This window comes from Sphingomonas sp. CFBP9019 (assembly GCF_034045155.1).
In the GTDB taxonomy this organism is placed as follows: Bacteria; Pseudomonadota; Alphaproteobacteria; order Sphingomonadales; family Sphingomonadaceae; genus Sphingomonas; species Sphingomonas aerolata.
In genome coordinates this window covers 94,317-121,008 of sequence record NZ_JAXCWK010000006.1, presented here as the reverse complement: position 1 = coordinate 121,008, position 26,692 = coordinate 94,317, and the positions used below count along the sequence as shown (strand labels likewise).

The window sequence follows — 26,692 nt, the reverse complement described above, 5'->3', positions numbered from 1 at the left end:
TGGCGGCGCGTCCGGTGGCGCCGTCATGCCTGGCTACGGCCCTAGAAATCCAGGGTCGCCCCGATGTTGATAGACCGGCCGAGCGCATCATAGACCGAAGGCGAGGTGTTGACGCGCTCCGCCGCCTCGAGCGGGGGGCTGGGACGAACCGGCGCCGCCCTGTTGAGCACGTTGTTGACGACCAGTCGCAGCGTCAACGCCCGCGATACGGTGACGCTCCCGCTCAGGTCGAACACGTCATAGGCGGGCAGATACTTATATGCGTCCGGCACGCTCGGATCGTCCTCGCCGAAGATCGGATTTCCATCAAGGCGCGAGTTCTTCAGCCCCGAATTATGCCTCCAGTTGACCGAGACCAGCGCCTGAGTCTGCGCAGCTTCGGGCGAGCTGAGCGTAAACCGGAAATTGTGCTGATACCGGCGATAGCCCTGCCCGGCATAGGGCCCGAACAGCCCGACCACGTTGAAGTCGGTGTCGGGGAGGCCGAGATCACCGCCCTTGGCGGTCTGCAGCGTCGCGACATAGCTGGTGGAGAACCGCGCCCAGTTGCCCATCCGCGTGTCGTAATTGGCAGAGAAGTTGAACCCGCGGGCATTCGTTCGGCCAAGGTTGCTGTATCCCTGGTTGATATAGCCCGTTGCTGCTCCGGCGTTGCTGAACAGCGTCCCGTCAGCGTTGCGCTTGAGCTGTCCGCAGAAGAAATCATAGCCGGTGTTCGCGCAGGTCTGCAGGAAGTCGATCGCGCGGTAATAGCCGATGCCGTTCTGGATCTCGATGCTGTAATAATCGGCGGTCGCGGAAAAACCGCGCAACATGCGGGGCGTCAGGACGAGGCCGTAGGTGTAGGTGTGGGCGACTTCGGGCGTCACCAGACCTTCGGAACCGTTGCGGACAGTGCACAGGAAGTCCGGACATTGCTGGATCGCGCCATATTGGGCGGCGGTCACGCCGGTGCTCGCGCAGACCTCGCGGCTCGCAACGGGGCTCGTCCCTGCGCACGGATCGCCCAGCGTGTTCGTGTCGAGCACGCCGTAACTGGCGTTGGCGTTCGACGAGAGTTCGTAGATGCTCGGTGCGCGGGTTGCCTTGTTGTAGCTCGCCCGGAAGAGCAGATCCTCGATCGGCCGCCAGCTGCCGTCGATCTTGTACGTCGACCGCACCCGTTCGACCCCGGAATATTTCGATCCACGGATCGCGGCGCCGATACTCAGGTCGCGGATCAGGGGGCGATCGCTGACCAGCGGCACGTTGACCTCACCGTAGAGGTCGACCGCGTTGTTGGACAATGTCGAGGGCGTCGACCCGAACGCAGCCTGATAGGCGGCGTCGGGGCGGGAACGATAGCCGCTCGACCGATATTCCCCGCCAACCGCGATGTTGATGCCTTTGGTCGAAAACGGGCTTCTGATGCCATATTCGCCGAGGTCGCCGGTGACGTTGGCATTTCCCACCCATTGTTCATACCGCTCGCGGAACACGCCGCCGCCCTGCGCGAACGACAGATAGTCGACGGCCGCGGCGCTGGGCCCGTTGGTCGAGAAAATGTCGAGCGGGACGCAGCTCGGGTCGGATCCGCTGACCACTGCGGCGCAGGTCGGCGTGCCGTTGACGTCGACCACCTGCAGTGCGGTGGCGACCTTGGCGGGGTCGATGCGGCCGAGTTGTTGCTGGCGGTAGAGCGTGGTCGAATAGACGCCGCCTACGTCGTAATGCCATGCGCTGCCCAGATCGCCGCGAAACCCCGCCACCGCGCGATAGATCTCGTTGGAAGACAGCGTCGACTGCGCGTCAGTAAAACGGTAGCGGACATCGGTGCGGACGTTCGTCGCCGTCCCCGCGGCAGTACCGCACAACGCGCCTGCCTGCTGCTGCGATAGAAGCGGGTTGTCGCAGTTGATGTCATAGGGGATCGAGCCGGGCTGGATCGTGGCCGGATCCGACTGGCTCCGCGACTCGGACCTTAGATAGAGCCCGTTTGCGTAGAGCTGCAGCGCGGGGGAAACCTCGTAGTTGAGGAAGACGGCGCCGTTGTATCGCTTGTTCTCGCGCTGGAAATAGAAGCTGTCGTTGTAGTTGTAGCCGTTGGCCCCCGTGAACGGGACGAACTCGCGATCGCCACCCGCCGCGTTCGTGAGAACGGAGCCATTCTGCGCCGGCCCGGACAGCGCCTGGAAATAGCCAGCCGGCGTTGCCGAGGATGGTGAGGCGCAGACGACCGACTGCCCCGACAAGGTGATCGGGCAGACGGAAAACGACCGCGACGACGCAAGGACAGGCTCGACCTGGCTATAGGCCCCGAACAGCGAGATGTTGCCGCGACCGCCGGCGAAATTTTTGCCCATGCTGATATTGGCGTCGAACCGGCCGCCATCATTAGCCATGCCGCTGGGCACGGCGAAGCCTGCGTCACGCGCGGCCTGCGCCGCGATGTTGTCGCGGTTGTCGGCGTTGTAGAAGCCGTAATTGACGTTCGCGTTGACGCCCTCGAAATCCTTGCGGAGGATGAAGTTCACCACGCCGCCGATAGCGTCCGAGCCATAGACGGCAGAGGCGCCGCCGGTCAGCAGATCGACGCGCTCGATCAATCCGACCGGTACGACGGACGCATCGATGCCCTCGGTGACACCGATCCGCTGACCGTCGATCAGGGTTAGCGTCCGGTTGGTCCCGAGCCCGTGGAAATCGAACTGCTGGCGCCCGTTGCCGTTCGATAAATTGGTGTCGTTGTTCTTGATTGCCGGAACGCGGTTCAGCACCTCCTGGACACTGAAGGCTGCCTGCAGCTTGATGTCCGCCTGGCTGACGCTGGTCACCGGTGCGGTTTCGACGAGGTTTTTCGACCGGATGCGCGAGCCCGTCACGACGATGTCGCCACCAGGCGGCGTCGGACCCGTCGTGTCGTCCTGTTCCGTGTCGGGCTGGTTCGCCGGGCGTTGCGGCAAAACCTGTGACTGAGACCCCGTCATCGCCACGCGCGTCAGCGCGGCGGGGCGTGCGATCACATAGACGCCCTGTCCCGTTCGCGACGTGACGAGACCACTGCCTTGCAAGAGCCGGTCGATCGCCACGTCCGGCGTCATCGATCCGCTGATCGTCGGGGATACGCGGTCGGCGAGGAGGGTTTCGTCGAACACCATCTGCACGTGCATCTGGCGGCCGAGCAACCGCAGCGCCGGGCCGAGTGGCTGGGCCTTGATGTCGACGCGAACCACCCGCTGCGCCTGTGCCGGAGAGACCGCCATGACCGTCGCGATTGCCACGCAGCTTACGCCGAGAATTCGTCGGTCCCTTAACATCATCGATCGCCCCTCTTCCTCTGTTATACTTTTGTGACGTGCGAGGGTGTCGAACACTCACTTCATTACGAAAATTATCTTATAATTTCGTTTTATCTTGGTTTCAGCGACTGCGGCTCAAGCGGATCGTCTCGCCGTTAACAGCGGCATCAACCGGGAAGGTTGTGGCAATTGCCTCGGCAAAGGCATCGACGTCGCCATTGTTGAAGACCCCGCTGACGCGAATGTCCGCGGCACCCGGATCAACGATGATCCGGCGGCGCTGGGCATAGCGGTTCATGCGTTCGGCGGCGGCGACGAGTGTCTCCGACGTAAAACTCACCTGCTCCGCGCCCCAGCCGTCGTTTCCGATCGATGAGCTCACGGATCCGACGAACCCCGATACCGGCAGGCCGATCTCATGCCCCGGGGTCAGCGCGCGCTCTGCGGTCAGCCGGTGCCCACCCAGCCGGACGACCTCGTTCATCTGCCCTTGGGGGGTATCACGCAACACCGCGACGCGACCCTCGAACAGCGCGACCCGGACTTCGCGGCTGAGCCTTTCAACCGAAAACTCGGTCCCGGTCGCGATCACCACGTTTCGCCCGCTGCGTACGGCGAACGGGCGCAGCGGATCCTTTGCGACCTTGAAGCGCGCGCGGCCCTTCTCAAGGACGATGTCGCGGCGTTGCGGGCTGAAAGCGACCGTGACCATGCTGTCGGCGTCGAGCGACAGACGCGAGCCATCGGCCAGCGCGATGACGCGCCGTTCGCCAATCGCGGTGCGATATTCGTCGCGGCCGCCGTGGCGCCACGCCAGCGAGCCCAGCGACAGCGCAAGCAGCAGCACAGCCGCGATCGCCCAAGCCACAGGTCGGGACACCATCGGCGTCCGGAGCCAGCGACGCTGCCCCGCGCGATGTACGGCACCGAGCGCTTCGCGGCGTAGCGCGAGCATCTCGGGAGCGTCGGCATTTTCCTCAACCGCGTCCCAGGCGGCAAGCGCTGCGCCCAGATGCTCGCCTCGGCGGGGGTCATCGGCCAACCACACGTGCAGGTCGGTGCGCTCCTTCGGGGACAAGGGCCCGTCGGACAACCGCAGGCACCAGTCGATGACGGTGTCCGCATCGGATTGCGGCGCGGTCATTACGAGTCTCCCATGGCGGCAAGCAGCGCACGCATTGCATTGGCGATATGCTTCTCGACCGCGCTCACGGAAATGCCGAACGCATCGGCGATCGCCTTACGCTGCATGCCCTCCAACCGGTAGAGAATGAAAATTTGGCGAGTCCGGTCAGGCAGGCCGCCCAGCGTGCGCGCGACGCACCCGACGCTCTGCCGCGCGGACAGCAACCGCTCGGCGTCGATCGGATCGACGCCAAGGTCAGCATCGGTCGCTCGTGATTGCTGATATCGGTACCTGGTCGCATCACGTCGATATTGATCGCGCAACAGGTTGGCGGCTGCTTGGAAAATATAGCCTTCGGGATTGTCGGTGGCCGGCCCCCTCATCGTCGCCATGCGGATGAAAAGATCCTGGATCAGATCTTCCGCCTGCACGGGATCACTGAGACGACGGACGAAGAACGCCATGAGCGCCGGCCGCATGCGTTCCATGACCGCCGAAAGATCGCGTCCCGGCATCGCGCCGGCCGGAGGCCTATGCTTCATCATGCTAGATAGACGGGCAGGCGCGCAATGTGCACAGTTTAAACGAGCGCTTTGGTCGGTGGGGTTCGTCAGGCAAATCCACGATCAGGAGCGCGTACCGCGGGCGGGGTGGGTAGATACATATTGCCAGCTCGGCGAGAACGGCCGAACGCAACGTCCTGGCGCGAGAGCTCGAACGCGGACTGAGAGCCCTGCGGCGCATGCGACGACGAGGATGGCGATGAAGCAGAGGATGATCCCGGTTCCCCGTCTGACGACTTTCGTTGCAGTGCCGCTTGCGTTGCTGCCGTGCGCCTGCGCGGGTGGGCCGAGCACCGCGTCGATCGCCGCGCAACCGGCCTTTGTCGCCGAACGGTTCTTCGCCGGGCGGCTGGACGGCACGGGCGTGCTCAAGATCGCATTTCGGGCGCCGGTCCGGACGCATGTCGCGAGCGTCGGTCGCGTCGCTCCCGACGGCACCTTGATCCTGGATCAGCATATCGAGCAGCAGGGCAAGCCGCCGCGCGATCGGCAATGGCGGATCGTTCCGCTCGGGCACGGGCGCTACACGGGCACGCTGACTGACGCGTCCGGACCGGTGACGGGCGAGGCGGTCGGCAATCGCCTGCATCTGGCCTTTCGTATGCGCGGGGGCATGATGGTCGATCAGTGGCTGACGCTGTCGCCCGATGCCCGGGTCGCGCAGAATCGGCTGATCGTCCGCAAGCTCGGCATGACGGTGGCGACACTCGGCGAAACCATCAGGATACTGCCATGAGCGCGCATAGCGAACGTCATCTTGTATCGCGGAGCGGCTGGCTTCGTGCCGCGGTGCTCGGCGCAAATGACGGGATGGTGTCGACCGCGAGCCTAATCGCGGGCGTTGCCGCATCGGGCGCAACGACCGGCGCCGTGTTCGTAGCCGGCGCGGCGGCGATGGTCGCGGGGGCGATGTCGATGGCCGCGGGCGAATATGTGTCGGTCAGTTCGCAGGCTGACAGCGAGGCTGCCGATCTGGCGCGCGAGCATGGCGAACTCGCCAGCGACTGGGCGCATGAGCATTACGAGCTCGCGCAGATCTACGTGGCGCGCGGTCTCGATGCGACGATCGCGAGCGAGGTCGCGCGGCAATTGATGGCGCATGATGCGCTCGGCGCGCATGCCCGTGACGAACTTGGCATCTCCGAAATCGTCATGGCCCGCCCGCTCCAGGCGGCATTCGCGTCCGCTGTCAGCTTCGTCGTCGGCGCGATACCGCCGCTGCTGGTGGCCATCCTGACGCCTGCGCCACACCGGCTGCTAGCGGTGACGGCAGCGACTCTGGTCTTCCTCGCGCTGCTGGGCATCGTCGGGGCGCGAACAGGCGGCGCAAGCCCGTGGCGCCCGGCGCTTCGCGTCCTGTTCTGGGGTGCGGCGGCGATGGCCGCGACGGCCGCGATCGGGCATCTCGTGGGTCGCGCGGTTTGATACCTGGCCCCAATCCGGGTGCGGATTTCCGCGGCTCGCGTGAAAGTGCGCGCGGCGGCTTTGACGAAAGGGCGCCAATAGCGGCGTTTTTGATCGTGGGTGCGACTGGTAACCGCCTCCTATCGGCGTATACGACCGGATCGTAGACGGAAGGGCCGGCGATCGGCCCGCAAGGAAAGATGCTGCTGCACCCTTATGGATTCTGCTGATCAGACCCTGGAACAGCTTGGCTGGGACGCACATTTCGAGAGCCAGATCTCGGCCGCCGAAGCCGCCTATTGTCATCCCGCCAGGGTCATGGCCGTCCACCGCGGCCAGATCGCCGTGACAGGGGCGGGCTGGGCCGGCGACCTGTCGCCCTATATCGCCGGTGCCACGCCGTCGGACGATCACCCGACCGTGGGCGACTGGCTGCTGACCAGCGCGGACAGGGCGCAGGCGCTGCGTGTGCTCGGTCGAAAGAACCTGTTCAAGCGCCGTGCGCCGGGTGATCCGCGCGGTGAGCAGATGATCGCCGCGAATGTCGACACGGTCTTCCTCGTCGCGTCGTGCAACCAGGATTTCAGCGTCGCGCGGCTGGAGCGCTATCTGGTGCTGGCACGCGAGGTCGGGGTCGATGCGGTCGTGATCCTCACCAAGATCGACCTGACGGACACGCCGGAGACCTATGTGGACGCGGTTCGCGCGATCGAGCCCGGGCTGATCGTCGAGACCGTCGACGGCCGCGAACCTGACGCTGTGGCGCGGCTCGCCGCCTGGTGCGGTATCGGCAAGACCGTCGCCTTTCTGGGGTCGTCGGGCGTCGGCAAGTCCACGCTCGTCAATACGTTGCGCGGATCCGCCAGTATCGCCACCCAGGCGATCCGCGAACATGACGGGACGGGGCGGCATACGACCACGGTGCGCCAGATGCACCGGCTCGACCAGGGCGGCTGGCTGCTCGATTTGCCGGGCATGCGCGAATTACAATTGTCCGACGCGGCCGCGGGCATCGCTGAAGTGTTCGACGACTTTACCCTCGCCGCGCAGGATTGCCGGTTTTCGAACTGCGCGCATGGCGGAGAGCCGGGCTGTGCGGTGCGCGCGGCGATCGACGCAGGCATTTTGACGCCCGAACGCTTTGCGCGCTGGCGTGCGCTGGAAGCGGGCGAGACCGCCGCCACCGCACGCACGTCCCGACGGCGCCCCCGCTAGCGCCGCGTCGGGGGGCTCGAAGCCGCGGTCGAGGTCGAGAACGGGCGTGACGATGCGCTCTTCCCCCATTGCCGGTTCGGCCGGGCGCTCATCACGAACCGCAAGTCGCCGCCCTGCCGGATCTCGTCGTCGCGAAGATAAGTGCGGGTGAGGGGCCGGCCGTTCAGGGTGACGGACTGGACGTAGCGATTGGCGGTCGAGAGGTTGTCCGTGCTGATCACGAACTGCTTGCCGCCGGGCAACATCAGTGTCGCCTTTGGCAGGAAGGGGCGGCCGATGACATACTCGTTCGCGCCCGGTGCGACCGGGTAGAAGCCTAGCGCGGTGAACACGAGCCAGGCGGACATCTGTCCGAGATCGTCGTTGCCGCTCAATCCCGCCGGCGTGTCGGCATATTGGCTGGCGACGATCTGCCCCAGCCGCTCCTGCGTCCGCCAGGGCGCCCCGGCATAGCTGTAGAGATAGGCGACGTGATGGCTCGGCTCGTTGCCGTGGATATACTGGCCGATCAGCCCGGCAATATCCTCGGCGTGGCTGTAGTCGATCTTCGACAGGTCGAAATCGAACATCGCGTCGAGCTTCCGGATCGTCCTGGCGTCACCGCCCAGTAGCCGGAAGAGCCCCGCCTGATCCTGCGGTACGAACCAGCTATATTGCCACGCATTGCCCTCCGTATAGTCGGAGCCGTAGTTGATCGCGGTCGGGTCGAAGGGGGTGCGGAACTGGCCGTCGGTCTTGCGCGCGCGGAGCCAGCCCGACGACGCGTCGAAGCTGTTGCGCCAGTTGCCTGCCCGCTTTTCGAAGCGCGCGGCGATGTCCGACCGGCCGAGTTTCCGCGCCATCCGCGCGATGGTCCAGTCGTCATAGGCATATTCGACGGTCTTGGAGGCGGCTTCGGGTTCCTTGTCGATCGGCACATAGCCCCGCGCGATATACTCGCCGAGCCCCCCGTAGCTGGCATGGTCGGCGCTCGCGACCATCGCGTCCAGCGCCGCATTGGCATCGAAGCCGCCAATGCCCTTCATATAGGCATCGGCGATGACGGGAACGGCGTGATAGCCGATCATCGTCCACGTCTCGCGCCCGGCGAACTGCCAGACCGGGAGGATGCCGTCGGGGCTGTGCGACTGGCTGGCGAGCAGCGAGCGGACGATGTCGGTGTTCGTCCTCTCCGGCTGGATCAGCGTGAGCAGCGGGTGTTCCGCGCGGAACGTGTCCCAGAGCGAGAAGGTCGATCGGACCGTGAAATCGGTCGCCTGGTGGATCTGGTCGTCGGGCCCGCGATAGCGGCCGTCGCGGTCGCTCCAGATGCTGGGCGCGAGCAGGCTGTGGTAGAGGGCGGTGGCGAAGATGCGGCGCATCGGTGCCTCGGCCTCGAACGTGACGGCGCCGAGCGCGGTGTCCCAGGCAGCCTGCGTCTGCGCACGGATATCGTCGAAGCCGCCCGCTTCACCGTCGAGATTGGCGAGCGCGCCGGCTTCGTCGACGCCTGAGATCCCGACCTTCACCTCGAGCGGTTTCGTCAGGACGCCGAAATCGAGACGCGCCTCGAGCGCCTGGCCGAGCTTTTCCGCGAGCGCATCGCTGTCGCGGCCCGGCCCCTGGAAACCCTTATAGGGAATGGCGGTCTCGCGGTTGACGAGTGCGTGGCCCGTCAGGGGGGCGGAGAAGCGCATCGCGAAAAAGAGTTTGCGCCCGGGTGCCCATCCGCGGGTTTCGCGAAAGCCGGTCAGGACGCCGTCGTCGCGCAGGTGCAGCCCCGACCACAGGATCTTGCCGGGATAATTGTAGAGTGACGATCGGAGGTCGAGAACGAGATGCGCGGCCTTGCCCGCGGGAAAGCTGTAGCGGTGCACGCCGACCCTGGTGCCGGCCGTCATTTCGGCGCGGATGCCGCGATCGGCGAGCGTGACGGCGTAATAGCCGGGCTTCGCGGTTTCGGTGGCGTGCGAGAAGCGCGAGCGATAGCCGGGGGCGGCGGGGGTTCCCGGGTCCATCGGCACGTCGTCGCCGGCGACCGGCATCACCAGCACGTCGCCGAGATCCGAATGGCCGGCGCCGGAGAAATGGGTGTGGCTGAAGCCGACGATCGTCGGGTCGTCGTAGCGATAGCCCGCGGCGTGCGGATAGCAGTCGCGGAGGACGCAGGAGGTGTCGGTGTCCGGCGAGAGCTGCACCATGCCGAACGGCGCGACGGCGCCGGGGAAGGTATGCCCCTCGCCACCGGTGCCGATCAGCGGATCGACCGAGTCGCTCGGTCGCGGCGCGGTCTGGGCGAGGGCGGGGGCGGGGCACACGGCGAGCAGGGCGAGCGCCGATCCGGCGAGGCAGAGACGCTTGAGCATTGGCATGGCGGTCACCCGGTCTGGGAGGGGAAGGGGCTCCGGAGTCTGGGGCCGGAGCGGCAAGGCCGGGTGCTGATACCGGCCGAGTTGAAGACGACAGCATTCAGTTTGCGGCGCGATTTGGCAAGACGGCGCGCCGCCGACGAACCGCCCGGCAGGATTAGTGCCGGTTCGGCCAAGTTCCGAGCCGCGGCGAATGTTGCGAATGTTGAGACCGAAACGGCATAAATCTGCTCCGCATAATCCATTTGACAATTTACTTTTATAATTGGCAAATAGGCAAGCAAAGACGACGTACCGTGACGATCCGATGAACCGGACGTCCCACCCGAATACGGGGGCAGGCACGCGATCGGCAGGGAGACGTGAGGGGGCAAGGACGTCCCGCACGCCGAAAAGGGGAAGTCTGATGAGCGCAACCAAGACAATATATGCCGTTCCGTCGCATCGCCGCCGCGCGCTGCGGTTTCTGCTCGCGGGCGCAAGCCTGAGCGCGGCACTGGCCGGGACGGCGCGTGCGCAGGAGGCGGCGCCGCCATTGCCCGCAGCCGCCACGACACCGCAGACCGGCGACACGACCGGAACGCCCGACGCGGCAACGCCCGCATCGACGGCGACCGCGCCCTCGGGCCAGACGGCGGACACCGCGTCGGCCGTTGCGGGTGAGCAGGATATCGTCGTCACCGGCTATCGCCGCTCGATCGAGAAGAGCCTGAACCAGAAGCGCGAAGCCAACGCGTTCGTCGACGTCATCACCGCCGAGGATATCGGCAAGTTCCCCGACAAGAACGTCGCCGACGCGCTGCAGCGCGTGCCGGGCGTGGTCATCACGCGCGACGGCGGCGAAGGCGCGCGGGTCAGCATCCGCGGGCTCCAGTCCGACCTGACGCTGACGCTGCTCAACGGCAACTTCCTGGCCGGCGCGGACAGCGGCGATCCACAGCGGTCGTTCAACTATGTCCTGCTGCCATCGAGCTTCATCGCCAGCACCGAGGTCTACAAGTCGCCCGAGGCACGGCTGGAAGAAGGCGGTGTCGGCGGCACGATCATCCTCAACACGCGCAAGCCGTTCGACGTCCCGGCCTGGTCGGGCTTCGTCTCGACCGAGGGCACCTATTCGGACACCACCGAGAAGTTCGAGCCGCAGCTCGGCGGCCAGCTGTCGTGGAAGAACGAGGACGAGACGTTCGGCCTGCTCGTCGGCGGCGTGTGGCAGAAGCGGACCAACCGCGAACTGCGCAGCAGCTCGGAAAGCTGGCTGTGGTGGAGCGACCGAGACGCGCAGGGCAATGTCCTGACGCCCGCGACCGACGTCAACGGCAAGCCCTTCGCCAATGACGACGCGATCTCCTATTGGCCGGGGCAGGGCACGACCGCGCGCGACGGCACGCATTATTCGGGCTATTGGGCGCCGCAGTCGGTCAATGCGCAGGTGTTCGACCAGGAACGCGAACGCTATGGCATCCAGGCGACCGCGCAGTTCCGTCCGTTCGAGAACGTCACGGTCACCTCGAACTATTTCCGCTTCGGCTATAGCAGCGACTATACTGCCAATAATTTGAAGATCCCCGAATGGGGCTATAACGACTTCTTCACCGGCGCGACGCTCGACAAGAGCGGGACGATCTTCCAGTCGGCCAATTTCGCGGTCCCGGCAGCGGGGACGGGCTGTCTCGCGCGAGCGACCCCGTGCACGATGGAGACGCCGCAGATCGGCGGCACGTACAGCCGCGAAAAGCAGGTCTCGAACACGTTCGAAACCGAAGTGAAGTACAGCCAGGACCGGTTCGACGCGGTGCTGAAACTCGGGAAGACCAAGTCGAGCGGCGGCCCGTCGGCGCGGTTCAGCGTCGCTTCGAAGCCGCGGCTGACGATCCCCGGCCAGGAGCAGAACGGCAATCTGGTCAGCAACTGGGACATTTCGAACGGCATCGCCGATTTCACCTTCTCGCCCGAATTGCAGCAGAACATCCGCAACGGCATCGCGCAGATCGACGTCGGATCGACCAATTCGAGCTTCACGAACAGCGATCTGGCGCAGCGGTATCTCCAGCTCGACCTGACGCGCCGGTTCGACGGGTTCCTGAAGTCGGTGCAGATCGGCGGCAAATGGCGTGACCTGAGCATCCACCGCGAGACCGGACGCAATGAATGGTATGCCGATGCGGCCAACGAGATCCGCTATCAGGATACCGCGGCCGGCGCGGTCGCGCGGCCCGAATTCTTCTATGAAAATCCGATCGGCAACATCAACGGCGGGTTCAACGCCAACGTCGTGCCGGGGATCAATTTCGACAAGTATCTCAGCTATCTGAACGCGACCTATGGCGACGCGGTCCGCGTCAACGAGCGCGACTTCGTCTATGATTTGGGTGAGCGCGTGTTCGCGGGGTATGCGCAGGCGAACTTTGGCACCGGCGGTCTGCGCGGCAATATCGGTGTGCGCATGGCCAATACGCGTCAATCGGGCAACACGTCCGACCGGCTCCAGTATCTGAACGACTATTGCGTCAACGGGCCGAACGGGTCGTTCGATCCGAACCGCCCGCTGGGCGCGGACGGCAATTGCCAGGTCCTGCCGCTGAGTGTCCGCGAGACGATCGTCAACACGCGGGCCGACCAGACCAAGACCTACACGGACTGGCTGCCGAGCTTCAACATCTCGTACGAGATCACCCCGGACCTGCTCGTCCGCGGTGCGGTCGCCAAGGTGATTTCACGGCCGTCCTTCGCCAATCTCGGGTCCGAACGGTCGCTGACCTATCGCTCGCCGCAATATGCGTTCGACCGCGGTCAGTTCGGCGAATTCGAGGGCTGGTCGGGCAGCGGCGGCAATTCGGAACTCAACCCGTTCTCGGCATGGCAGTATGACGCCGGCATCGAATGGTATTTCCATCGCGGCTCGGTGCTGGGCGCGACGCTGTTCCGCAAGGACGTGTCCGATTTCGTCGTGCCGCTGGTGCTGAACGTCACGCGCGAGGTGGCGGGCGAGCAGGTGCTGATCCAGCCCTATTCGACGGTCGCGAACGGATCGAACGCGCGGTCGCAGGGTGTCGAGCTCTATGCGCAGCACACTTTGTCCTTCGGGCTGGGTGCGCAGGTCAACTTCACCTATAACGACACGTCGGTCGCCGACGTGACGCTCGACGGCCAGTCGGTCGGCTCGTCCGCGCTGGTCGGGAGCGCGAAGACGCAGATGAACGCCTCGGTCTTCTACGAACATGGCAAGGTGCTGGTCCGCGCATCGTACAACCGCCGCGGCGAGGTCGTCGGCGGGCTTCAGTCGGGGCTGAACGTCTATACCAGCCCGTATGAACAGGTCGATCTCAACGCCGCCTATGCGCTGACCGACCGGCTCAACATCACCGCCTCGATCATCAACCTGACCAAGTCGGAAGAGAGCCAGCATCTCGGCAACGATACCAAGGATCGCTTCGTCTATCGGAATTACTTCGGGCGCCGCGCCTATGTCGGCGTGTCGTTCAACTTCTGATGGCGGGGCCAAAACCTTCCTCTCCCCTGGTGGCTCCTTCGCGGAGCCACCGCTTTTTTGATAGATATCCCCGCGTCCTGCGCCGGGCGCTGACGCTGGCGGGCCTGCTCGCGTGCGGAGCGGCGACCGCGTCCAACCCGATCGTGCCGGGCTGGTATGCCGATCCCGAGATCCGCGTATTCGCGGGGCAATACTGGATCTACCCGACCTATTCCGACCATGCCGGAAAGCCGGTCGCGCCGAGCCGCTTCACGCCCGCGCAAAAGGCGGCCCGACTGCGCAAGACGGTCCGCCCGTCCTATGGCATGCAGACCTTTTTCGACGCGTTTTCGTCACCGGACCTGGTGCACTGGACAAAGCATCGCCGCGTGTTCGACGTGCAGGACGCGGGCTGGGCCGCCTATGCGATCTGGGCGCCGTCGGTGCTCCAGGCGAACGGGCGCTATTACATGTTCTTCAGCGCGAACGACATCCAGAGCGATGCCGAGCTCGGCGGGATCGGGCTCGCGGTCAGCACAACGCCGGGCGGTCCGTTCAGGGATGCGCTGGGCAAGCCGCTGGTCGGCGCGTTCCATAACGGCGCGCAGCCGATAGACCCGTTCGCGTTCCGCGATCGCGACGGGCAGGTCTATCTCTTCTATGGCGGGTGGAAGCATTGCAACGTCGTCCGGCTGAGCCCGGACCTGAAGCGCGTCCTGCCGTTTCCCGACGGGACGATGTTCAAGGAGATCACGCCGCCCGGCTATGTCGAGGGGTCGTTCATGATCGAGCGTCGCGGCGTCTATTATCTGATGTGGTCGGAGGGCGGGTGGACCGGGCCGGACTATAGCGTCGCCTATGCGACTGCGCCGAGCCCGACCGGGCCGTTCACGCCGAAGGGCAAGATCCTGTCGCAGGACCTGCGCATCGCGCGCGGCGCGGGGCATCATTCGGTCGTCAACGTGCCCGGCACCGACGACTGGTACATCGCCTATCACCGGCGGCCGCTCGACACCGATCGCGGCGAACACCGGCAGATCGCGGTCGACCGCATGGTCTTTGCCGCCGACGGTACGATCGAGCCCGTCGTCATGACCGATACCGGCGTCGCGCCGCGGCCGATCCGTGCCGGGTCAACCGCCGGGCCAACCGCTTCAGGGCGCGACCAACATTCATCTGGGAGAGCGATGTGAGACACAGGGTAATCGCCGCATTGCGCGGCACGGTGGCGGCGGTCGCGTCGATCGCGCTCGTCGCACCGGTGCCGCTGTCGGCACAGGCTGCGGCCAGCGCCGAGGCGCAGCCGTCGGTCGACCTCGTCAACCCGCTGATGGGCACCGATTCCGACTATACGCTGTCCTACGGCAACACCTATCCCGCGGTCGCGGTACCGTGGGGGATGAACTTCTGGACGCCGGTGACGGGCAAGCCCGGCAGCGGCTGGGGCTACACCTATGACGGCAACAAGATCAACGGCATCAAGCAGACGCACCAGCCCAGCCCGTGGATGAACGATTATGCCGCGTTCGCGCTGATGGCGACGACCGGCGCGCTGAAGGTCAAGGCGGACGAACGCGCCTCGTGGTACAGCCACAAGGCGGAGGAGAGCCGGCCCTATAGCTACAAGGTCTATCTCGCCGATTACGACGTGACCGCGGAGGTCGCGCCGACCAACCGCGCCGCGCAGTTCCGCTTCACCTTCCCCGAAAGCGACGACGCGCACATCATCCTCGACGGCTATGCGGGCGGATCGATGGTGTCGATCGACCCGGTCAAGCGCCGGATCACGGGCTATGTCCGTAACAATCACGGCGGCGTGCCGGGCAATTTCCACAATTACTTCGTCGCCGAATTCGACCACGCCTTCACCGTCAGCCGAACCTGGGACGATAACGGCCAGATCGCCGCGACGCCGGTGCGCGAGGGCGATCATGTCGGCGCGGTCGTCAGCTTCAAGACGCGCAAGGGCGAGCAGGTCGGCGTCAAGGTCGCGTCGTCGTTCATCAGCCTCGACCAGGCCGAGCGCAATTTGCGCGGCGAGATCGGCGGCGATGGCTTCGAGCAGACCAAGGCCAAGGCGAAGGCGGTCTGGCAACGCGAGTTCGACCGGATCGAGGTGAGCGATCCCGACATCGACAACCGGCGCACCTTCTATTCCGCGCTGTACCGCATGCTGCAGTTCCCGCGCATGTTCCACGAGGTCGATGCCAAGGGCCAAACGGTCCATTACAGCCCCTATGACGGCAAGGTGCATCCGGGCTTTCTCTATACCGACAACGGCTTCTGGGACACGTGGCGCGCGGTCTTCCCGTTCTTCGCGCTGATGTATCCCGAGCGCGACAGCGAGATCATACAGGGGCTGGTCAACACCTACAAGGAGTCCGGCTGGCTGCCCGAATGGGCAAGTCCCGGCCACCGCGACGTGATGATCGGGTCGAACTCGACGAACCTGATCGCCGACGCGTATCTGAACGGCGTGCGCGGGTTCGACGTCGAGACGCTGTACGAGGCGATGGTCAAGAACGCGACCACGTCGCAGGGGCGCCCGGTCGACAAGAAGGGCAATGTGGTCGGCGCGGTCGGGCGTGAGGGCGTCGAATATTACAACCGGCTGGGTTATGTGCCCTATGACGTCGGCATCAACGAGAATGCCGCGCGCAGCCTCGAATATGCGACCGCCGACTTCTCGATCTCGCGGCTGGCGAGTGCGCTCGGCAAGACCGAGGATGCCAAGCTCTATGCCGCGCGGGCGCAGAATTACCGCAAGCTCTACGACGCGCAGAGCGGGTGGATGCGCGGTCGCAACCAGGACGGCAGCTGGTCGACCCCCTTCAACCCGTATAAATGGGGCGACGCGTTCACCGAGGGCAATGCGCTCCATTACAGCTGGTCGGTGATGCAGGACGTGCAGGGGCTCGCCGACCTGATGGGGGGCAAGGACGCGTTCGTGAAGCGGCTCGATTCGGTCTTCACCACACCGCCGATCTTCGACGACAGCTATTACGGGCAAACGATCCACGAGATCCGCGAGATGCAGATCGTCGACATGGGCCAATATGCGCATGGCAACCAGCCGATCCAGCACATGCCCTATCTCTATGACTGGGCGGGGGCGCCGTGGAAGACGCAATATCATGTCCGCGACGTGATGAAGAAGCTCTACGCGCCCACGCCTGACGGCTATCCGGGCGATGAGGATAATGGCCAGACCTCTGCTTGGTATGTGTTCTCCGCGCTTGGTTTCTATCCGGTCACGCCCGCGGTCGGCCAATATGCGATCGGCAGCCCGCTGTTCCGCACCGTCAGACTGACGATGCCGGGGGGCAAGAGGCTGACGATCGAGGCGGCGAACAACGGGCCGGGCAATGTCTATATCCAGTCGGCGAGCTTCAACGGGACGCCGCACGACAAGCCGTGGCTGACGCGCGAGGCGCTGCAGAAGGGCGGTACGCTGCGCTTCGTGATGGGAGCGACGCCGAACCTGAAATGGGGGGCGGCGAGCAGTGCTGCGCCCTTCTCGATGAGCGCACCGGTGGCCAAGCCATGAGCGGCGCGCGCTTCACCCCCCGCCGCCGCGACGTGATGACCGGCGCGGCGGCGCTCGCACTGACGGCGGCGCTGCCCGGTGGGGCGGTCGCCGCGCCGCTGGCAAGCAAGCGCCCGCCGCGTGGCGAGCGTCGCTTCGTCAGCGCCGCGGTCGAGGCCGAGATCGCGCGCGTGAAGGCGAAGATTGCCGACCCCGAACTCGCCTGGCTGTTCGAGAATTGCTACCCCAACACGCTCGACACCACGGTCCGGCTGGGCATGGTCGACGGCAAGCCCGACGCGTTCGTCATCACCGGCGATATCGAGGCGCTGTGGCTGCGCGACAGCTCGGCGCAGATGCAGACCTATGTCCATCTCGCGCCCAAGGACGCGGGCCTGCGCCGGGTTTTTGTCGGGCTGATCGCTCGGCAGGCGCGCTGCATCCTGATCGACCCGTACGCCAACGCGTTCATGGACGACCCGACCGCGAAATCGAACCTGGGCGCGCGGACCGACCAGACCGAGATGAAACCCGGCGTCGCCGAGCGGAAATGGGAGATCGACTCGCTCTGCTACCCGATGCGGCTCGCGCACGGCTACTGGGCAGCGACGCGCGACAAGACGCCGTTCGACGACCTGTGGGCGCAGGCGATGGTCCGCGCGGTCGCGACCTTCCGCGAACAGCAGCGCAAGGACGGCAAGGGCCCGTATCATTTCCAGCGGCTGAACGTCTCGCCGACCGAGACGCTGATGTTCGAAGGCTATGGCGCCCCGACGCGCAAGGTCGGGCTGATCCATTCGATGTTCCGCCCGTCGGACGATGCGTGCCTCTACCCCTTCCTGATCCCGTCCAACCTGTTCGCGGTGTCGGCGCTGCGCATGCTGGCGACGGTCCAGCGCGAGGCGCGCGGCGATACCGCGGGGGCGGCGGACAGCGAGGCGCTGGCGACCGAAGTCGAGGCGGCGCTGCGCGCGCATGGCCGGATGCCGGACGGGCAGGGGGGCGAGGTCTGGGCCTATGAGGTCGACGGCTTCGGCAATGCGATCTTCATGGACGACGCCAACGTGCCGAGCCTGTCGGGCCTGCCGCTGCTTGGCGCGGCGGACCGCGCCGACCCGCTGTTCCGCCGCACCGCCGCGCTCGCCTGGAGCGATCGCAACCCCTATTTCTTTGCGGGCAAGGCCGCGCAGGGAATCGGCGGGCCGCATATCGGCCTCGACATGATCTGGCCGATGTCGATCGTCACGCATGCGATGAACAGCGATGACGACGCCGTGATCCGCCAGTGCCTGACATGGCTGAAGACGACGCATGGCGGCACGGGCTTCATGCACGAATCCTTCCACAAGGATGATCCAACGAAATTCACGCGCAGCTGGTTCGCCTGGGCCAACGGGCTGTTCGGCGAGCTGATACTCGACCTCGAGCGCCGCAAGCCCGGCTTGCTCGCCGCGCGCTACTGACATGGACCCACGGGAGAGACACATGACCACCGCCAACCGCCGCCAGGTGCTCGCCACCACCGGGCTTGCCGGCCTTGCGGGCGTGCTGCCCGCCGCCGCTGCCACCGCGCAGGGCCAGCGCCCGACCGCGGGCAAGCCCGATCTGTTCATCGGCACGGGCGGGCACGGCCACACCTATCCCGGGCCGTCGCTGCCGTTCGGGATGGTCCAGCTCGGCCCCGACACCGACAACAGCCGCTGGGACGCGTGCTCGGGCTATCACCAGGATGACGGCTCGATCATGGGGTTCAGCCACACGCATCTGTCGGGGACGGGAATCGGCGACATGCTCGACGTCCTCGTCGTCCCGACGCGCGGGCCGCTGAAGCTCAAACCCGGTGCGCTCGACAAGCCGCAGGACGGCTATCGCCAGCGCTTCTCCGATGAGCTGGCCGAGCCCGGCTATTACCGCGTGAAGCTCGAATCGGGCGTGCTCGCCGAGCTGACCGTGACCGAGCGGACGGGGCATCACCGCTATACCTTCCCGCAGGGCGCGGGGCACATTCTGATCGACTTCGCGCACATGATCCTCGACGTCTGGGACAAGGGCGTGCTGATCGACGAGGCGTCGCTGGCGCTGTCGCCCGACGGCATGCTGACCGGCAGCCGCCGCGTCCACCGCTGGGCGAAGGGACGGCGGATCCATTTCGCGATGCAGCTGTCGCGCCGCCCCGACCGCGTCGAGTTCTTCGGCGACGACGACAAACCGGCACCGGCGGGCGCGAAGGCGATCACCGGCAACCGGCTGAAGGTCGCGCTGTTCTTCGACCAGGCGGGCGGCGAACCGATCCTGATCAAGACGGGCATCTCCGCGGTCGACGTCGCGGGCGCCAAGGCCGCGCTGGCGGGCGAGGCCCCGGGCTGGCAGTTCGACAGCGTGCGCCGGTCGGCGGCGCGGACCTGGCAGACGCAGCTCGACTGTATCCGTGTCGAGGGCGGCACGCCCGATCAGCGCACGATCATGGCGAGCGCGCTGTATCATACGTTCCTGTCGCCCACGCTCTTCACCGACCGCGACGGCCGTTATGTCGGGCTCGACCGCAAGGTGCACACAGCGGCGCCGGGTGATCCCGCGTACAGCACCTATTCGCTGTGGGACACGTACCGCGCGCTGCACCCGCTGCTCAATCTGGTCCAGCCCGACAAGGCCGCGCAGTTCACGCGCGATCTGGTCCGCCAGACGACCCAGAGCCCGGCGGGCTCGCCGGTCTGGCCGCTCCAGGGTGTCGAGACCGCGTGCATGATCGGCTGGCATTCCGTGTCGGTGCTCGCCGAGGCGTGCGTGAAGGGTGTGAAGGCGGACTATGCCGCCGCCTGGCCGCAGATCCGCCGCCGCGCGTTCGACCGCAGCTTCCGCGATCTGGAGAGCACGCTCGGCCGTGGCTATTATTACGACCTCGGCTTCATCCCCGCCGACAAGGTCTGGGAATCGGTCAGCCGGACGCAGGAATATGCGTATGACGACTGGGCGATGGCGGTGCTCGCGGACGCGGCGGGCGCCTCCGCCGACGCGCAGGCGTTGCGCAAGCGCAGCCTCAACTATCGCAACGTCATCGATCCGAAGATCGGCTTTGCACGGCCGCGCTTCGCCGACGGGACCTGGTGGGCGGACTATGATCCGATCCAGCTTGGCCACAACCCCGACAAGCACCGCGATTACACCGAGGCGAATGGCTGGCAGGCGACGTTCCTCAACCAGCACGATATCTACGGGCTGATCGACCTGTTCGGCGGGGATGCCGGGTTCGTGAAGAAGCTCGACGCGCTGTTCGTCGCGCCCTCGACGCTCCCCAAGAATGCGCCGCCCGACATTTCGGGGCTGGTCGGCCAATATGCGCATGGCAACGAACCCGACCAGCATGCCGCGTACATGTATGCCTATGCCGGTGCGCCGTGGAAGACGCAGGCGATGGTTCGGCGGCTGTGCACCGAGATGTACAAGGCGGATCCCGACGGCGTGATCGGCAACGACGATTGCGGGCAGACGAGCGCGTGGTTCATCTTCTCCGCGCTCGGCCTCTATCCGGTCGATCCGGTCAGCGCGGTCTATGTCTTCGGCTCGCCGCTGTTCGATGCCGCGGAGGTCGCGCTGGGCGGCGGCAAGACGCTCAGGATCACCGCGTCGGGCAACGGTCCGCAGGCACCCTATGTTCAGTCGGTGCGGTGGAACGGCAAGCCCTGGACGAAGAACTGGATCGGGCACGCGGACCTCGCCCAGGGTGGCGAGCTCGCCTTCGTGATGGGGGACAAGCCGTCGCGGTTCGGCACGGCGAAGGCGGATCGTCCGCCATCGTACCACCCCGGACCGCGCCTGACCCGGGCTTGAAGGCGACCGCGCCGCGCCGGGTAACCCGGGCGCGGCGCGGGGGTGCGTCAGCGGACGACCAGACGCGTATAGAGGTGCCAGGTCGCATAGCCGAGCCAGGGCAGCACCACCGCCAGCCCGATCGCGAGCGGGATCAGCCCGAGGACGAGGAGCCCGGCGACTCGCGCCCCCCAGCCGAACACCGCGCGCGGGTTGCGCCGCGCCGCTGCGAGCGAGGTGCGCAGCGCGAGGCCTGCATCGACCGGCTGATCGACCACCATCGGGAACGCGACCAGCGCGAAGACCAGCGTGGCGATCGCGAACGGCGCGCCCGCCAGATTGCCGAGCAGGATCAGCGTCCACCCCTCCTGCGTCGTGAACAGCCGGCCCGCGACGTCGCCGATCCGCAGCGGCGCGGTCGCACCGAAGGTCAGGTCATAGACCGCATAGGCCGTCGCCAGCCATCCGACCATAAGCGCGGCGAGCCCGGCGGTGAGGATCGCGAGCGGCAGGCGGCTGCGTCCGTTGAGCGGATCGAGGAAATGCCACCAGCTCGAGTCGCGCCCCTCTTCGCGGCGGCGCGCGAGTTCGTAGAAGCCCGAGGCGGCGGCGGGGCCGAGGATCGAGAGCCCGGCGACCAGCGGGAAGAACAGCGGCAGCAGCGGCGCGTTGTACGTCACGACCGCGGCGACGAGGCAGACGATCGGGTAGAGCAGGCCGATCACGATCAGGTCGCCGCGCTTGGCGAGAAAATCCTTCCACCCCTCGGCAAGGGCCCAGCGCAGGTCGGCGGTGCCGATCTCGCGGATCTCGGGGATGGCGGGTGCTGGCGCGATGAAGCTGTGCGGATGGGTGGCCATGATCTGCTCTCCGTTCAGGGGGTGGCGTATATCCTCGTCATGCGGGGTATCGTTGGGCGGCGTGACCGAACGGCCGGTTCAGCCGCACGATCGCCCAGTTGAGCCAGGCCGCAAAGCTGACCCACAAGAGATAGGGCGCGATCAACAGGCTCGCGAAGCGGTCGATGGGCCACAGCCCGACGACCAGCGCGACGAGCGACGCCCAGAGAAACACGACCTCGATCAGCGCCCAGTCGGGGCGCCGGGCGCGGAAGAAGAGAGGGCTCCACAGCAGATGGAAGACCGCGTTGACCGCAAACAGCGTCACCACCTCCGCGCGCGTCGCGGCGTCGGGCGCGGCGGTCCAGGCGATCGACGCGGACCAGGCGGCCAGGCCGAGGATGATCGTCCAGGCGGGACCGAACAGCCAGTTTGGCGGCTGCAACCGCGGCTTGCGCAGCGTGCGGTACCAGGAGCCGATCGGCGTCATCAAGCCGCCGACGACGCAGAGCGCGATGGCGGCACTGCCGCTCACGACAATCGGGTTAAGCATTACATTGTCCATCTTGCCGAGTGTCCAATGCGTGTTACACCTTTGGCATGCGCGTGTCTTTCCCCTTTTCGGCGATCGTCGGTCAGGACGAGATGAAACGCGCGCTGCTGATCGCTGCGGTCGATGCGCGGATCGGCGGGGTGATGGTGTTCGGCGATCGCGGCACGGGCAAGTCGACCGCGGTGCGCGCGCTCGCCGCGCTGCTGCCGCCGGTGCGCGCCGACCAGGCGGGGTATCAGGACGGGACGCCGCGCAGCGGGCAGGTGCCGGTGCCGTTCGTCGACCTGCCGCTCGGCGCGACGGAGGACCGGGTGGTCGGCGCGCTCGATCTCGAACGCGCGCTGGGCGCGGGGATCAAGGCGTTCGAGCCGGGGCTGCTCGCGCGCGCCAATGGCGGTTTTCTCTATATCGACGAGGTCAATCTGCTCGAGGATCATATCGTCGACCTGCTGCTCGACGTCGCCGCGTCGGGCGAGAATGTCGTCGAGCGCGAGGGGCTGAGCGTCCGTCATCCGGCGCGGTTCGTGCTGGTCGGGAGCGGCAATCCCGAAGAGGGCGAATTGCGGCCGCAGCTGCTCGACCGGTTCGGGCTGTCGGTCGAGGTTCGCACCCCGCAGGATCTGGACCAGCGCGTCGAGATCCTCCGGCGCTGCGACGCGTTCGAGCGGTCGCCGGCGGCGTTCGTCGGGCACTGGGCGGCGGACGAGCGCGCGACGCTGGCGGCGATCGCGCGGGGGCGGGCGGGGTTGCCGATGGTCGCGCTGCCCGACGCGGTGCTCGCCTTCGCGTCGCGGCTGTGTATCGCGGTGGGGGCTGACGGGTTGCGCGGCGAACTGACGCTGATGCGGGCGGCACGCGCGCTCGCGGCGCTCGAGGCGGTGTCGGAGGTGACGCAGGCGCATGTCGCGACGATCGCGCCAATGGCGCTGCGCCACCGGCTGCGGCGCAACGTGCTCGACGAGACCGGGTCGACCGCGCGGATCCTGCGCGCGCTGGAGGAGGTGGCGGGGTGACCGGGCCGGCGGCGGGGGCGCCGGATCCGCTGGCCGATGCGCTGATCGCGGCGCGGCTCTGTGCTGCCGATCCCGGGCTTGGCGGCATCGCGCTGCGCGGCGGCGGCGCGCTGCGCGATGCGGTGATCGCGGCGCTGCGGTCGCATCTGCCGGCCGATGCGCCGCTGCGGCGGGTGCCGGTCCATGTCGACGACGACCGGCTGTTCGGCGGGCTGGATCTGGTCGCGACGCTGGCCCAGGGGCGGGCGGTGCAGCGCGCGGGGCTGCTCGTCGAGGCGGCGGGCGGGGTGCTGGTGCTGGCGATGGCGGATCGGCTGTCCGATGCGGTGGCGGGGCGGATCGTCGCGGCGATGGACGGCGGCGGCGACGGACGATGCCTGGTCGTGGCGCTCGACGACGGGGACGGTCCCGACGAGTGCCCGCCGGCGGCGGTGCTCGAACGGCTCGCGTTTCGCATCGACCTGCACGACGCGAAGCCCGTGGCGGCGATGCAGGACGGGGAAGATTTCGGGGATGCGGGGACGCCGCCGACGTCCGAGGCTGTCCTTGCGACGCTGGTCGCGACCGCGGCGGCGCTGGGCATCGAGACCGCGCGTGCGCCGCTGTTCGCGTTGCGTGCGGCGCGGGCTGCGGCGCGGTGTGCGGGGCGCGACGCGATCGGCGATGGGGATCTGATGCTCGCCGCCCGGCTGGTGCTCGCGCCGCGCGCGACTCGTCTGCCGGCCGAGCAACCCGACGACGCGCCGCCGCCGCCCGAGGCGCAGCCGCCTGACGCGCCGCCGCCGGACGCGGGGGATCGCGACCAGCCGGAAGGCGAACCCCGGCCGCTCGACGACGTCGTGCTGCAGGCCGCACTCGCGGCGCTGCCGAAGGATGTGCTGGCGCAGATCGCGGCGGGGGGCGTCCGGCGCGGCAGGACGCGCGCGTCGCGCGGTGCGGGCGAGCGGCGTCGATCGCCGGCGCGCGGTCGGCCCGTCGGGGTGCGCCCGGGGGTGCCGGGCGGGGGGCAGCGCCTGAGCCTGATCGACACGCTGCGCGCGGCGGCGCCGTGGCAGCGGCTGCGGCGCACGGCGGACAGCGCGTCGCGGGTGCTGGTCCGCCGCGACGACCTGCGGATCCGCCGGTTCGAGACGCGCGCGGAATCGGTCACGATCTTCGTCGTCGACGCGTCGGGATCGGCGGCGCTGTCACGACTCGCGGAGGCGAAGGGCGCGGTCGAGCTGCTGCTCGCCGATTCCTACGTGCAGCGCGCGCAGGTCGCACTCATCGCGTTCCGGGGCAGCGGCGCGACTGTGCTGCTTCCGCCGACCCGGTCGCTGGCACGCGCGCGGCGGTCGCTTGCCGAGCTGCCGGGCGGGGGTGGCACGCCGCTCGCGGCCGGGCTGCGCGCTGCGATCGACGTCGCCGATGCGGCGCGCGCGCGCGGGCAGACGCCGTTCGTGGTCCTGCTGACCGACGGGCGCGCGAACATCGCCGCGGATGGCCGGGCGGTGCGCAGCGTCGCCGCCGCGGATGCGAGCGCCGCCGCGGCCGCGCTCGGCCGTGCAGGGATTGCCGCGGCATTCCTCGACATCTCCGCGCGGCCGGGACCCGAGGGCGCGGCGCTCGCCGCGGCGATGCAGGCGCGCTATCTGCCGCTGCCGCGCGCGGATGCTGCGCGGATGCACGCGGCGGTCCGCGCGGTGCAGCCCGCATGAGCGCGCCGCGCTGGAGCGTGGAGGGACGCGACTGGCCCAATCGCGCCGCCAGCCGCTTCGTCACGGCCGGTGGCCTGCGCTGGCATGTCCAGACCTTTGCGCCCGAGGCGCCAGTAGTCCAGGACCCGCCCGCGACGATCCTCCTGCTCCACGGTACCGGGGCGGCGACGCATAGCTGGCGGACGCTCGCACCGTTACTCGGCCAGCACTACCACGTCGTCGCGGTTGACCTGCCCGGGCATGGCTTCACCACCGGCCGCCCGGTCGGCGGTCTGTCGATCGCGGGCATGGCGGGCGCGGTCGCGACGTTGCTCGGTGCGCTGCAGGTCACGCCGCAGGTGATCATCGGCCATTCGGCGGGCGCGGCGATCGCGGCACGGCTGGCGATCGACGGCACGGCGTCCCCGGCGGCGATCATCGGGTTGAGTGCGGCGCTGCTGCCCTTTCCGGGGCTGGCCGCGACATTGTTCCCGACGATGGCGCGCGCGCTGTTCGTCAATCCGATCGCGCCGCATCTCTTCGCGCGGATCGCCCGCACCCCGGGCGAGACGGGTCGGTTCCTGTACCGGTCGACCGGATCGCGGATCGATGACGCGGGCGTGGCCTGTTATGCAGCGTTGCTCGGCACGTCGGCGCAGTGCGCGGGCGCGATCGGCATGATGGCGGCCTGGGATCTGGTCGGGTTGCGGCGGGATCTGGCGCGCCTGAAGACGCCGGTGCTGCTCGTGCACGGCGACGCCGACCGGGCGATCCCGTTGTCGAATGCGCGCGAGGCGGCGGCGGCGGTCGGTGACGGGCGGCTCGAGACGCTGCACGGGCTCGGCCATCTCGCGCATGAGGAACGCCCCGAAGAGGTCGCGGCGATCGTCCGGCAGTTCATGGAGGCCCGTATATGACCGGCATTCTCGGCCTGCTCGACCTGATGATCGCGGGCGCGCCGGTCATCATCTTCTGCGTGTGGCAGCTCGTCTCGGTCAATCGGGCGATCGCGAAGGGCCGGAACGCGAAGGACCCGCCGCCGCCGCCGGACGTCGCGTCACCAGAAGGCGCGGGGCATCCGGTAGGGGAGCATCGACTGGACGATCGGTGACCGGAAGCGGCCGAGCGCGAGGCTTTCATGCACCGCGCGCACCTCCTCGCCGAACAGCCGCGTGGCCAGCGCGGAGCGGGCATAGAAGGGGGCATCGATCCACGTCTTCACCACACGCGGGCGATGTCCCGCATCGGCCCGCGTCGCGCGCTTGATGAGCCAGCCGGTCCGCGGCAGGGCCGCCGGGGCGGGCTGGATGACGTCGTGCCACCGGCCCTGCGCATCGAATTTCAGCGCGAGGTCGAACGGCGTGCCGTCGCGGCGTCGCCCCTCGTACAGCACTGCGACGTCGCTTTTCAAATGCGCGCGTGACCAGTGCCAGTCGTCGAACCCCGCCTCGAGCGGTTCGTCGCCGAAGTTCGAGTCGAAATAGCCGGGGCCCGACCAGCGGACGCCGGGATGCGTCATCGCGACCTCGACCTGTGCGCGGGGTGCGACCGGATGCCAGCGATGCCGCCCGCCCGGATCGAGCGCGAAGGCGGTGGTGCCGATCATCGCGGGGATGACGCGGATCGTGCCGCGCACAGGGTAGGGCAGCGGCGCGGATCGTTCGCGGATCTCGATCACCAGCGTGTCGCCGTCCCAGCTGAGGCTGCTCGGGCCGACGACGAAATGATCGGTGCCCCGGTCGACGCGGTGCGCGGGACGTTCGGTCATCGCCCAGGCGCTGCCGCGCGGGCCGGTCAGCGCGACGTTGATCGCGCAGTGGTTTTCGGGGGTCTTCCGGCCGCTAAGCTTGTAATAGGGCGAGAAGACGCTGCCGA

Annotated in this window: 19 protein-coding genes; 12 read left to right on the top strand and 7 right to left on the bottom strand. The window is 67.4% G+C overall.

Annotated elements, in window-relative coordinates:
- Positions 1 to 41: 41 nt before the first annotated feature.
- The 3 genes from SOM18_RS17805 to SOM18_RS17795 form a co-directional block, all read right to left on the bottom strand.
- Positions 42 to 3,260 (bottom strand): TonB-dependent receptor, encoded by a 3,219-nt coding sequence (locus SOM18_RS17805; RefSeq protein ID WP_031439197.1) that lies wholly within the window; start codon positions 3,258 to 3,260, stop codon positions 42 to 44.
- A gap of 139 nt (positions 3,261 to 3,399) precedes the next feature.
- Positions 3,400 to 4,422 carry a FecR family protein gene (locus SOM18_RS17800; protein WP_320482105.1) on the bottom strand — a complete coding sequence of 341 codons (1,023 nt, stop codon included), beginning with the start codon at positions 4,420 to 4,422 and terminating at the stop codon, positions 3,400 to 3,402.
- Positions 4,422 to 4,919, bottom strand: coding sequence for an RNA polymerase sigma factor (locus tag SOM18_RS17795; RefSeq protein ID WP_037532990.1), 498 nt, complete (start codon positions 4,917 to 4,919; stop codon positions 4,422 to 4,424). Before SOM18_RS17795 ends, SOM18_RS17800 begins: the two co-directional genes overlap by 1 nt.
- Before the next feature lie 247 nt (positions 4,920 to 5,166).
- On the opposite strand from SOM18_RS17795, the gene SOM18_RS17790 reads away from it, so the two are divergent.
- The 3 genes from SOM18_RS17790 (at position 5,167) to rsgA (ending at position 7,586) form a co-directional block, all read left to right on the top strand.
- On the top strand, positions 5,167 to 5,703 hold the full coding sequence (locus SOM18_RS17790) for a DUF3833 family protein (protein ID WP_052149385.1): 537 nt from the start codon (positions 5,167 to 5,169) through the stop codon (positions 5,701 to 5,703).
- A complete protein-coding gene (locus SOM18_RS17785; protein ID WP_037532987.1) occupies positions 5,700 to 6,392 on the top strand; it encodes a VIT1/CCC1 transporter family protein in 693 nt (230 codons plus the stop codon). Before SOM18_RS17790 ends, SOM18_RS17785 begins: the two co-directional genes overlap by 4 nt.
- Before the next feature lie 195 nt (positions 6,393 to 6,587).
- A complete protein-coding gene (rsgA, locus tag SOM18_RS17780; RefSeq protein ID WP_031439192.1) occupies positions 6,588 to 7,586 on the top strand; it encodes a ribosome small subunit-dependent GTPase A in 999 nt (332 codons plus the stop codon).
- Here rsgA and SOM18_RS17775 read toward each other — a convergent pair.
- Positions 7,583 to 9,931 carry a GH92 family glycosyl hydrolase gene (locus tag SOM18_RS17775; protein WP_152555358.1) on the bottom strand — a complete coding sequence of 783 codons (2,349 nt, stop codon included), beginning with the start codon at positions 9,929 to 9,931 and terminating at the stop codon, positions 7,583 to 7,585. The genes rsgA and SOM18_RS17775 overlap by 4 nt on opposite strands.
- A 409-nt stretch (positions 9,932 to 10,340) precedes the next feature.
- On the opposite strand from SOM18_RS17775, the gene SOM18_RS17770 reads away from it, so the two are divergent.
- The 5 genes from SOM18_RS17770 to SOM18_RS17750 are packed head-to-tail and all read left to right on the top strand — an operon-like array spanning position 10,341 to position 20,757.
- Positions 10,341 to 13,424 carry a TonB-dependent receptor gene (locus SOM18_RS17770; RefSeq protein ID WP_081874071.1) on the top strand — a complete coding sequence of 1,028 codons (3,084 nt, stop codon included), beginning with the start codon at positions 10,341 to 10,343 and terminating at the stop codon, positions 13,422 to 13,424.
- 29 nt (positions 13,425 to 13,453) lie between these two features.
- Positions 13,454 to 14,596 carry a glycoside hydrolase family 43 protein gene (locus SOM18_RS17765; protein WP_235188256.1) on the top strand — a complete coding sequence of 381 codons (1,143 nt, stop codon included), beginning with the start codon at positions 13,454 to 13,456 and terminating at the stop codon, positions 14,594 to 14,596.
- Positions 14,593 to 16,950, top strand: a complete 2,358-nt coding sequence (locus SOM18_RS17760) for a GH92 family glycosyl hydrolase (RefSeq protein WP_052380800.1) — start codon at positions 14,593 to 14,595, stop codon at positions 16,948 to 16,950. Before SOM18_RS17765 ends, SOM18_RS17760 begins: the two co-directional genes overlap by 4 nt.
- Positions 16,947 to 18,392 carry a glycoside hydrolase family 125 protein gene (locus SOM18_RS17755; protein ID WP_320482103.1) on the top strand — a complete coding sequence of 482 codons (1,446 nt, stop codon included), beginning with the start codon at positions 16,947 to 16,949 and terminating at the stop codon, positions 18,390 to 18,392. Before SOM18_RS17760 ends, SOM18_RS17755 begins: the two co-directional genes overlap by 4 nt.
- Before the next feature lie 22 nt (positions 18,393 to 18,414).
- Positions 18,415 to 20,757, top strand: a complete 2,343-nt coding sequence (locus SOM18_RS17750) for a GH92 family glycosyl hydrolase (RefSeq protein WP_320482102.1) — start codon at positions 18,415 to 18,417, stop codon at positions 20,755 to 20,757.
- A 47-nt stretch (positions 20,758 to 20,804) separates the two neighbouring features.
- Here the strand turns inward: SOM18_RS17750 and SOM18_RS17745 are convergent, their stop codons facing one another.
- Complete coding sequence (locus SOM18_RS17745) at positions 20,805 to 21,596, bottom strand: DUF2189 domain-containing protein (protein ID WP_107934391.1); 792 nt, start codon at positions 21,594 to 21,596, stop codon at positions 20,805 to 20,807.
- 37 nt (positions 21,597 to 21,633) lie between these two features.
- Positions 21,634 to 22,128: a TspO/MBR family protein gene (locus SOM18_RS17740; RefSeq protein ID WP_031440462.1), complete on the bottom strand. Its 495-nt coding sequence runs from the start codon at positions 22,126 to 22,128 to the stop codon at positions 21,634 to 21,636.
- Between the two features lie 47 nt (positions 22,129 to 22,175).
- On the opposite strand from SOM18_RS17740, the gene SOM18_RS17735 reads away from it, so the two are divergent.
- The 4 genes from SOM18_RS17735 to SOM18_RS17720 are packed head-to-tail and all read left to right on the top strand — an operon-like array spanning position 22,176 to position 25,928.
- Positions 22,176 to 23,141: an ATP-binding protein gene (locus SOM18_RS17735; RefSeq protein WP_320482101.1), complete on the top strand. Its 966-nt coding sequence runs from the start codon at positions 22,176 to 22,178 to the stop codon at positions 23,139 to 23,141.
- Positions 23,138 to 24,838, top strand: coding sequence for a magnesium chelatase subunit D (locus tag SOM18_RS17730; RefSeq protein ID WP_320482100.1), 1,701 nt, complete (start codon positions 23,138 to 23,140; stop codon positions 24,836 to 24,838). Before SOM18_RS17735 ends, SOM18_RS17730 begins: the two co-directional genes overlap by 4 nt.
- Positions 24,835 to 25,734: an alpha/beta fold hydrolase BchO gene (gene bchO / locus SOM18_RS17725; RefSeq protein WP_320482099.1), complete on the top strand. Its 900-nt coding sequence runs from the start codon at positions 24,835 to 24,837 to the stop codon at positions 25,732 to 25,734. Before SOM18_RS17730 ends, bchO begins: the two co-directional genes overlap by 4 nt.
- Positions 25,731 to 25,928, top strand: a complete 198-nt coding sequence (locus SOM18_RS17720; protein WP_031440631.1) for a hypothetical protein — start codon at positions 25,731 to 25,733, stop codon at positions 25,926 to 25,928. Before bchO ends, SOM18_RS17720 begins: the two co-directional genes overlap by 4 nt.
- Here SOM18_RS17720 and SOM18_RS17715 read toward each other — a convergent pair.
- Positions 25,875 to 26,585 carry a hydratase gene (locus tag SOM18_RS17715; RefSeq protein ID WP_031440630.1) on the bottom strand — a complete coding sequence of 237 codons (711 nt, stop codon included), beginning with the start codon at positions 26,583 to 26,585 and terminating at the stop codon, positions 25,875 to 25,877. The two genes, SOM18_RS17720 and SOM18_RS17715, sit on opposite strands and share 54 nt — an antisense overlap.
- Positions 26,586 to 26,692 lie beyond the last annotated feature (107 nt).

What these genes read in the sequence shown, in the direction of transcription:
- SOM18_RS17800 (WP_320482105.1), bottom strand. Translation starts at nt 4,422, where the DNA reads ATGACCGCGCCGCAATCCGATGCGGACACCGTCATCGACTGGTGCCTG.
- SOM18_RS17795 (WP_037532990.1), bottom strand. Translation starts at nt 4,919, where the DNA reads ATGCCGGGACGCGATCTTTCGGCGGTCATGGAACGCATGCGGCCGGCG.
- SOM18_RS17790 (WP_052149385.1), top strand. Translation starts at nt 5,167, where the DNA reads ATGAAGCAGAGGATGATCCCGGTTCCCCGTCTGACGACTTTCGTTGCA.
- SOM18_RS17785 (WP_037532987.1), top strand. Translation starts at nt 5,700, where the DNA reads ATGAGCGCGCATAGCGAACGTCATCTTGTATCGCGGAGCGGCTGGCTT.
- rsgA (WP_031439192.1), top strand. Translation starts at nt 6,588, where the DNA reads ATGGATTCTGCTGATCAGACCCTGGAACAGCTTGGCTGGGACGCACAT.
- SOM18_RS17775 (WP_152555358.1), bottom strand. Translation starts at nt 9,931, where the DNA reads ATGCTCAAGCGTCTCTGCCTCGCCGGATCGGCGCTCGCCCTGCTCGCC.
- SOM18_RS17770 (WP_081874071.1), top strand. Translation starts at nt 10,341, where the DNA reads ATGAGCGCAACCAAGACAATATATGCCGTTCCGTCGCATCGCCGCCGC.
- SOM18_RS17755 (WP_320482103.1), top strand. Translation starts at nt 16,947, where the DNA reads ATGAGCGGCGCGCGCTTCACCCCCCGCCGCCGCGACGTGATGACCGGC.
- SOM18_RS17750 (WP_320482102.1), top strand. Translation starts at nt 18,415, where the DNA reads ATGACCACCGCCAACCGCCGCCAGGTGCTCGCCACCACCGGGCTTGCC.
- SOM18_RS17745 (WP_107934391.1), bottom strand. Translation starts at nt 21,596, where the DNA reads ATGGCCACCCATCCGCACAGCTTCATCGCGCCAGCACCCGCCATCCCC.
- SOM18_RS17740 (WP_031440462.1), bottom strand. Translation starts at nt 22,128, where the DNA reads ATGCTTAACCCGATTGTCGTGAGCGGCAGTGCCGCCATCGCGCTCTGC.
- SOM18_RS17735 (WP_320482101.1), top strand. Translation starts at nt 22,176, where the DNA reads ATGCGCGTGTCTTTCCCCTTTTCGGCGATCGTCGGTCAGGACGAGATG.
- bchO (WP_320482099.1), top strand. Translation starts at nt 24,835, where the DNA reads ATGAGCGCGCCGCGCTGGAGCGTGGAGGGACGCGACTGGCCCAATCGC.
- SOM18_RS17720 (WP_031440631.1), top strand. Translation starts at nt 25,731, where the DNA reads ATGACCGGCATTCTCGGCCTGCTCGACCTGATGATCGCGGGCGCGCCG.
- SOM18_RS17715 (WP_031440630.1), bottom strand. Translation starts at nt 26,585, where the DNA reads ATGACCGAACGTCCCGCGCACCGCGTCGACCGGGGCACCGATCATTTC.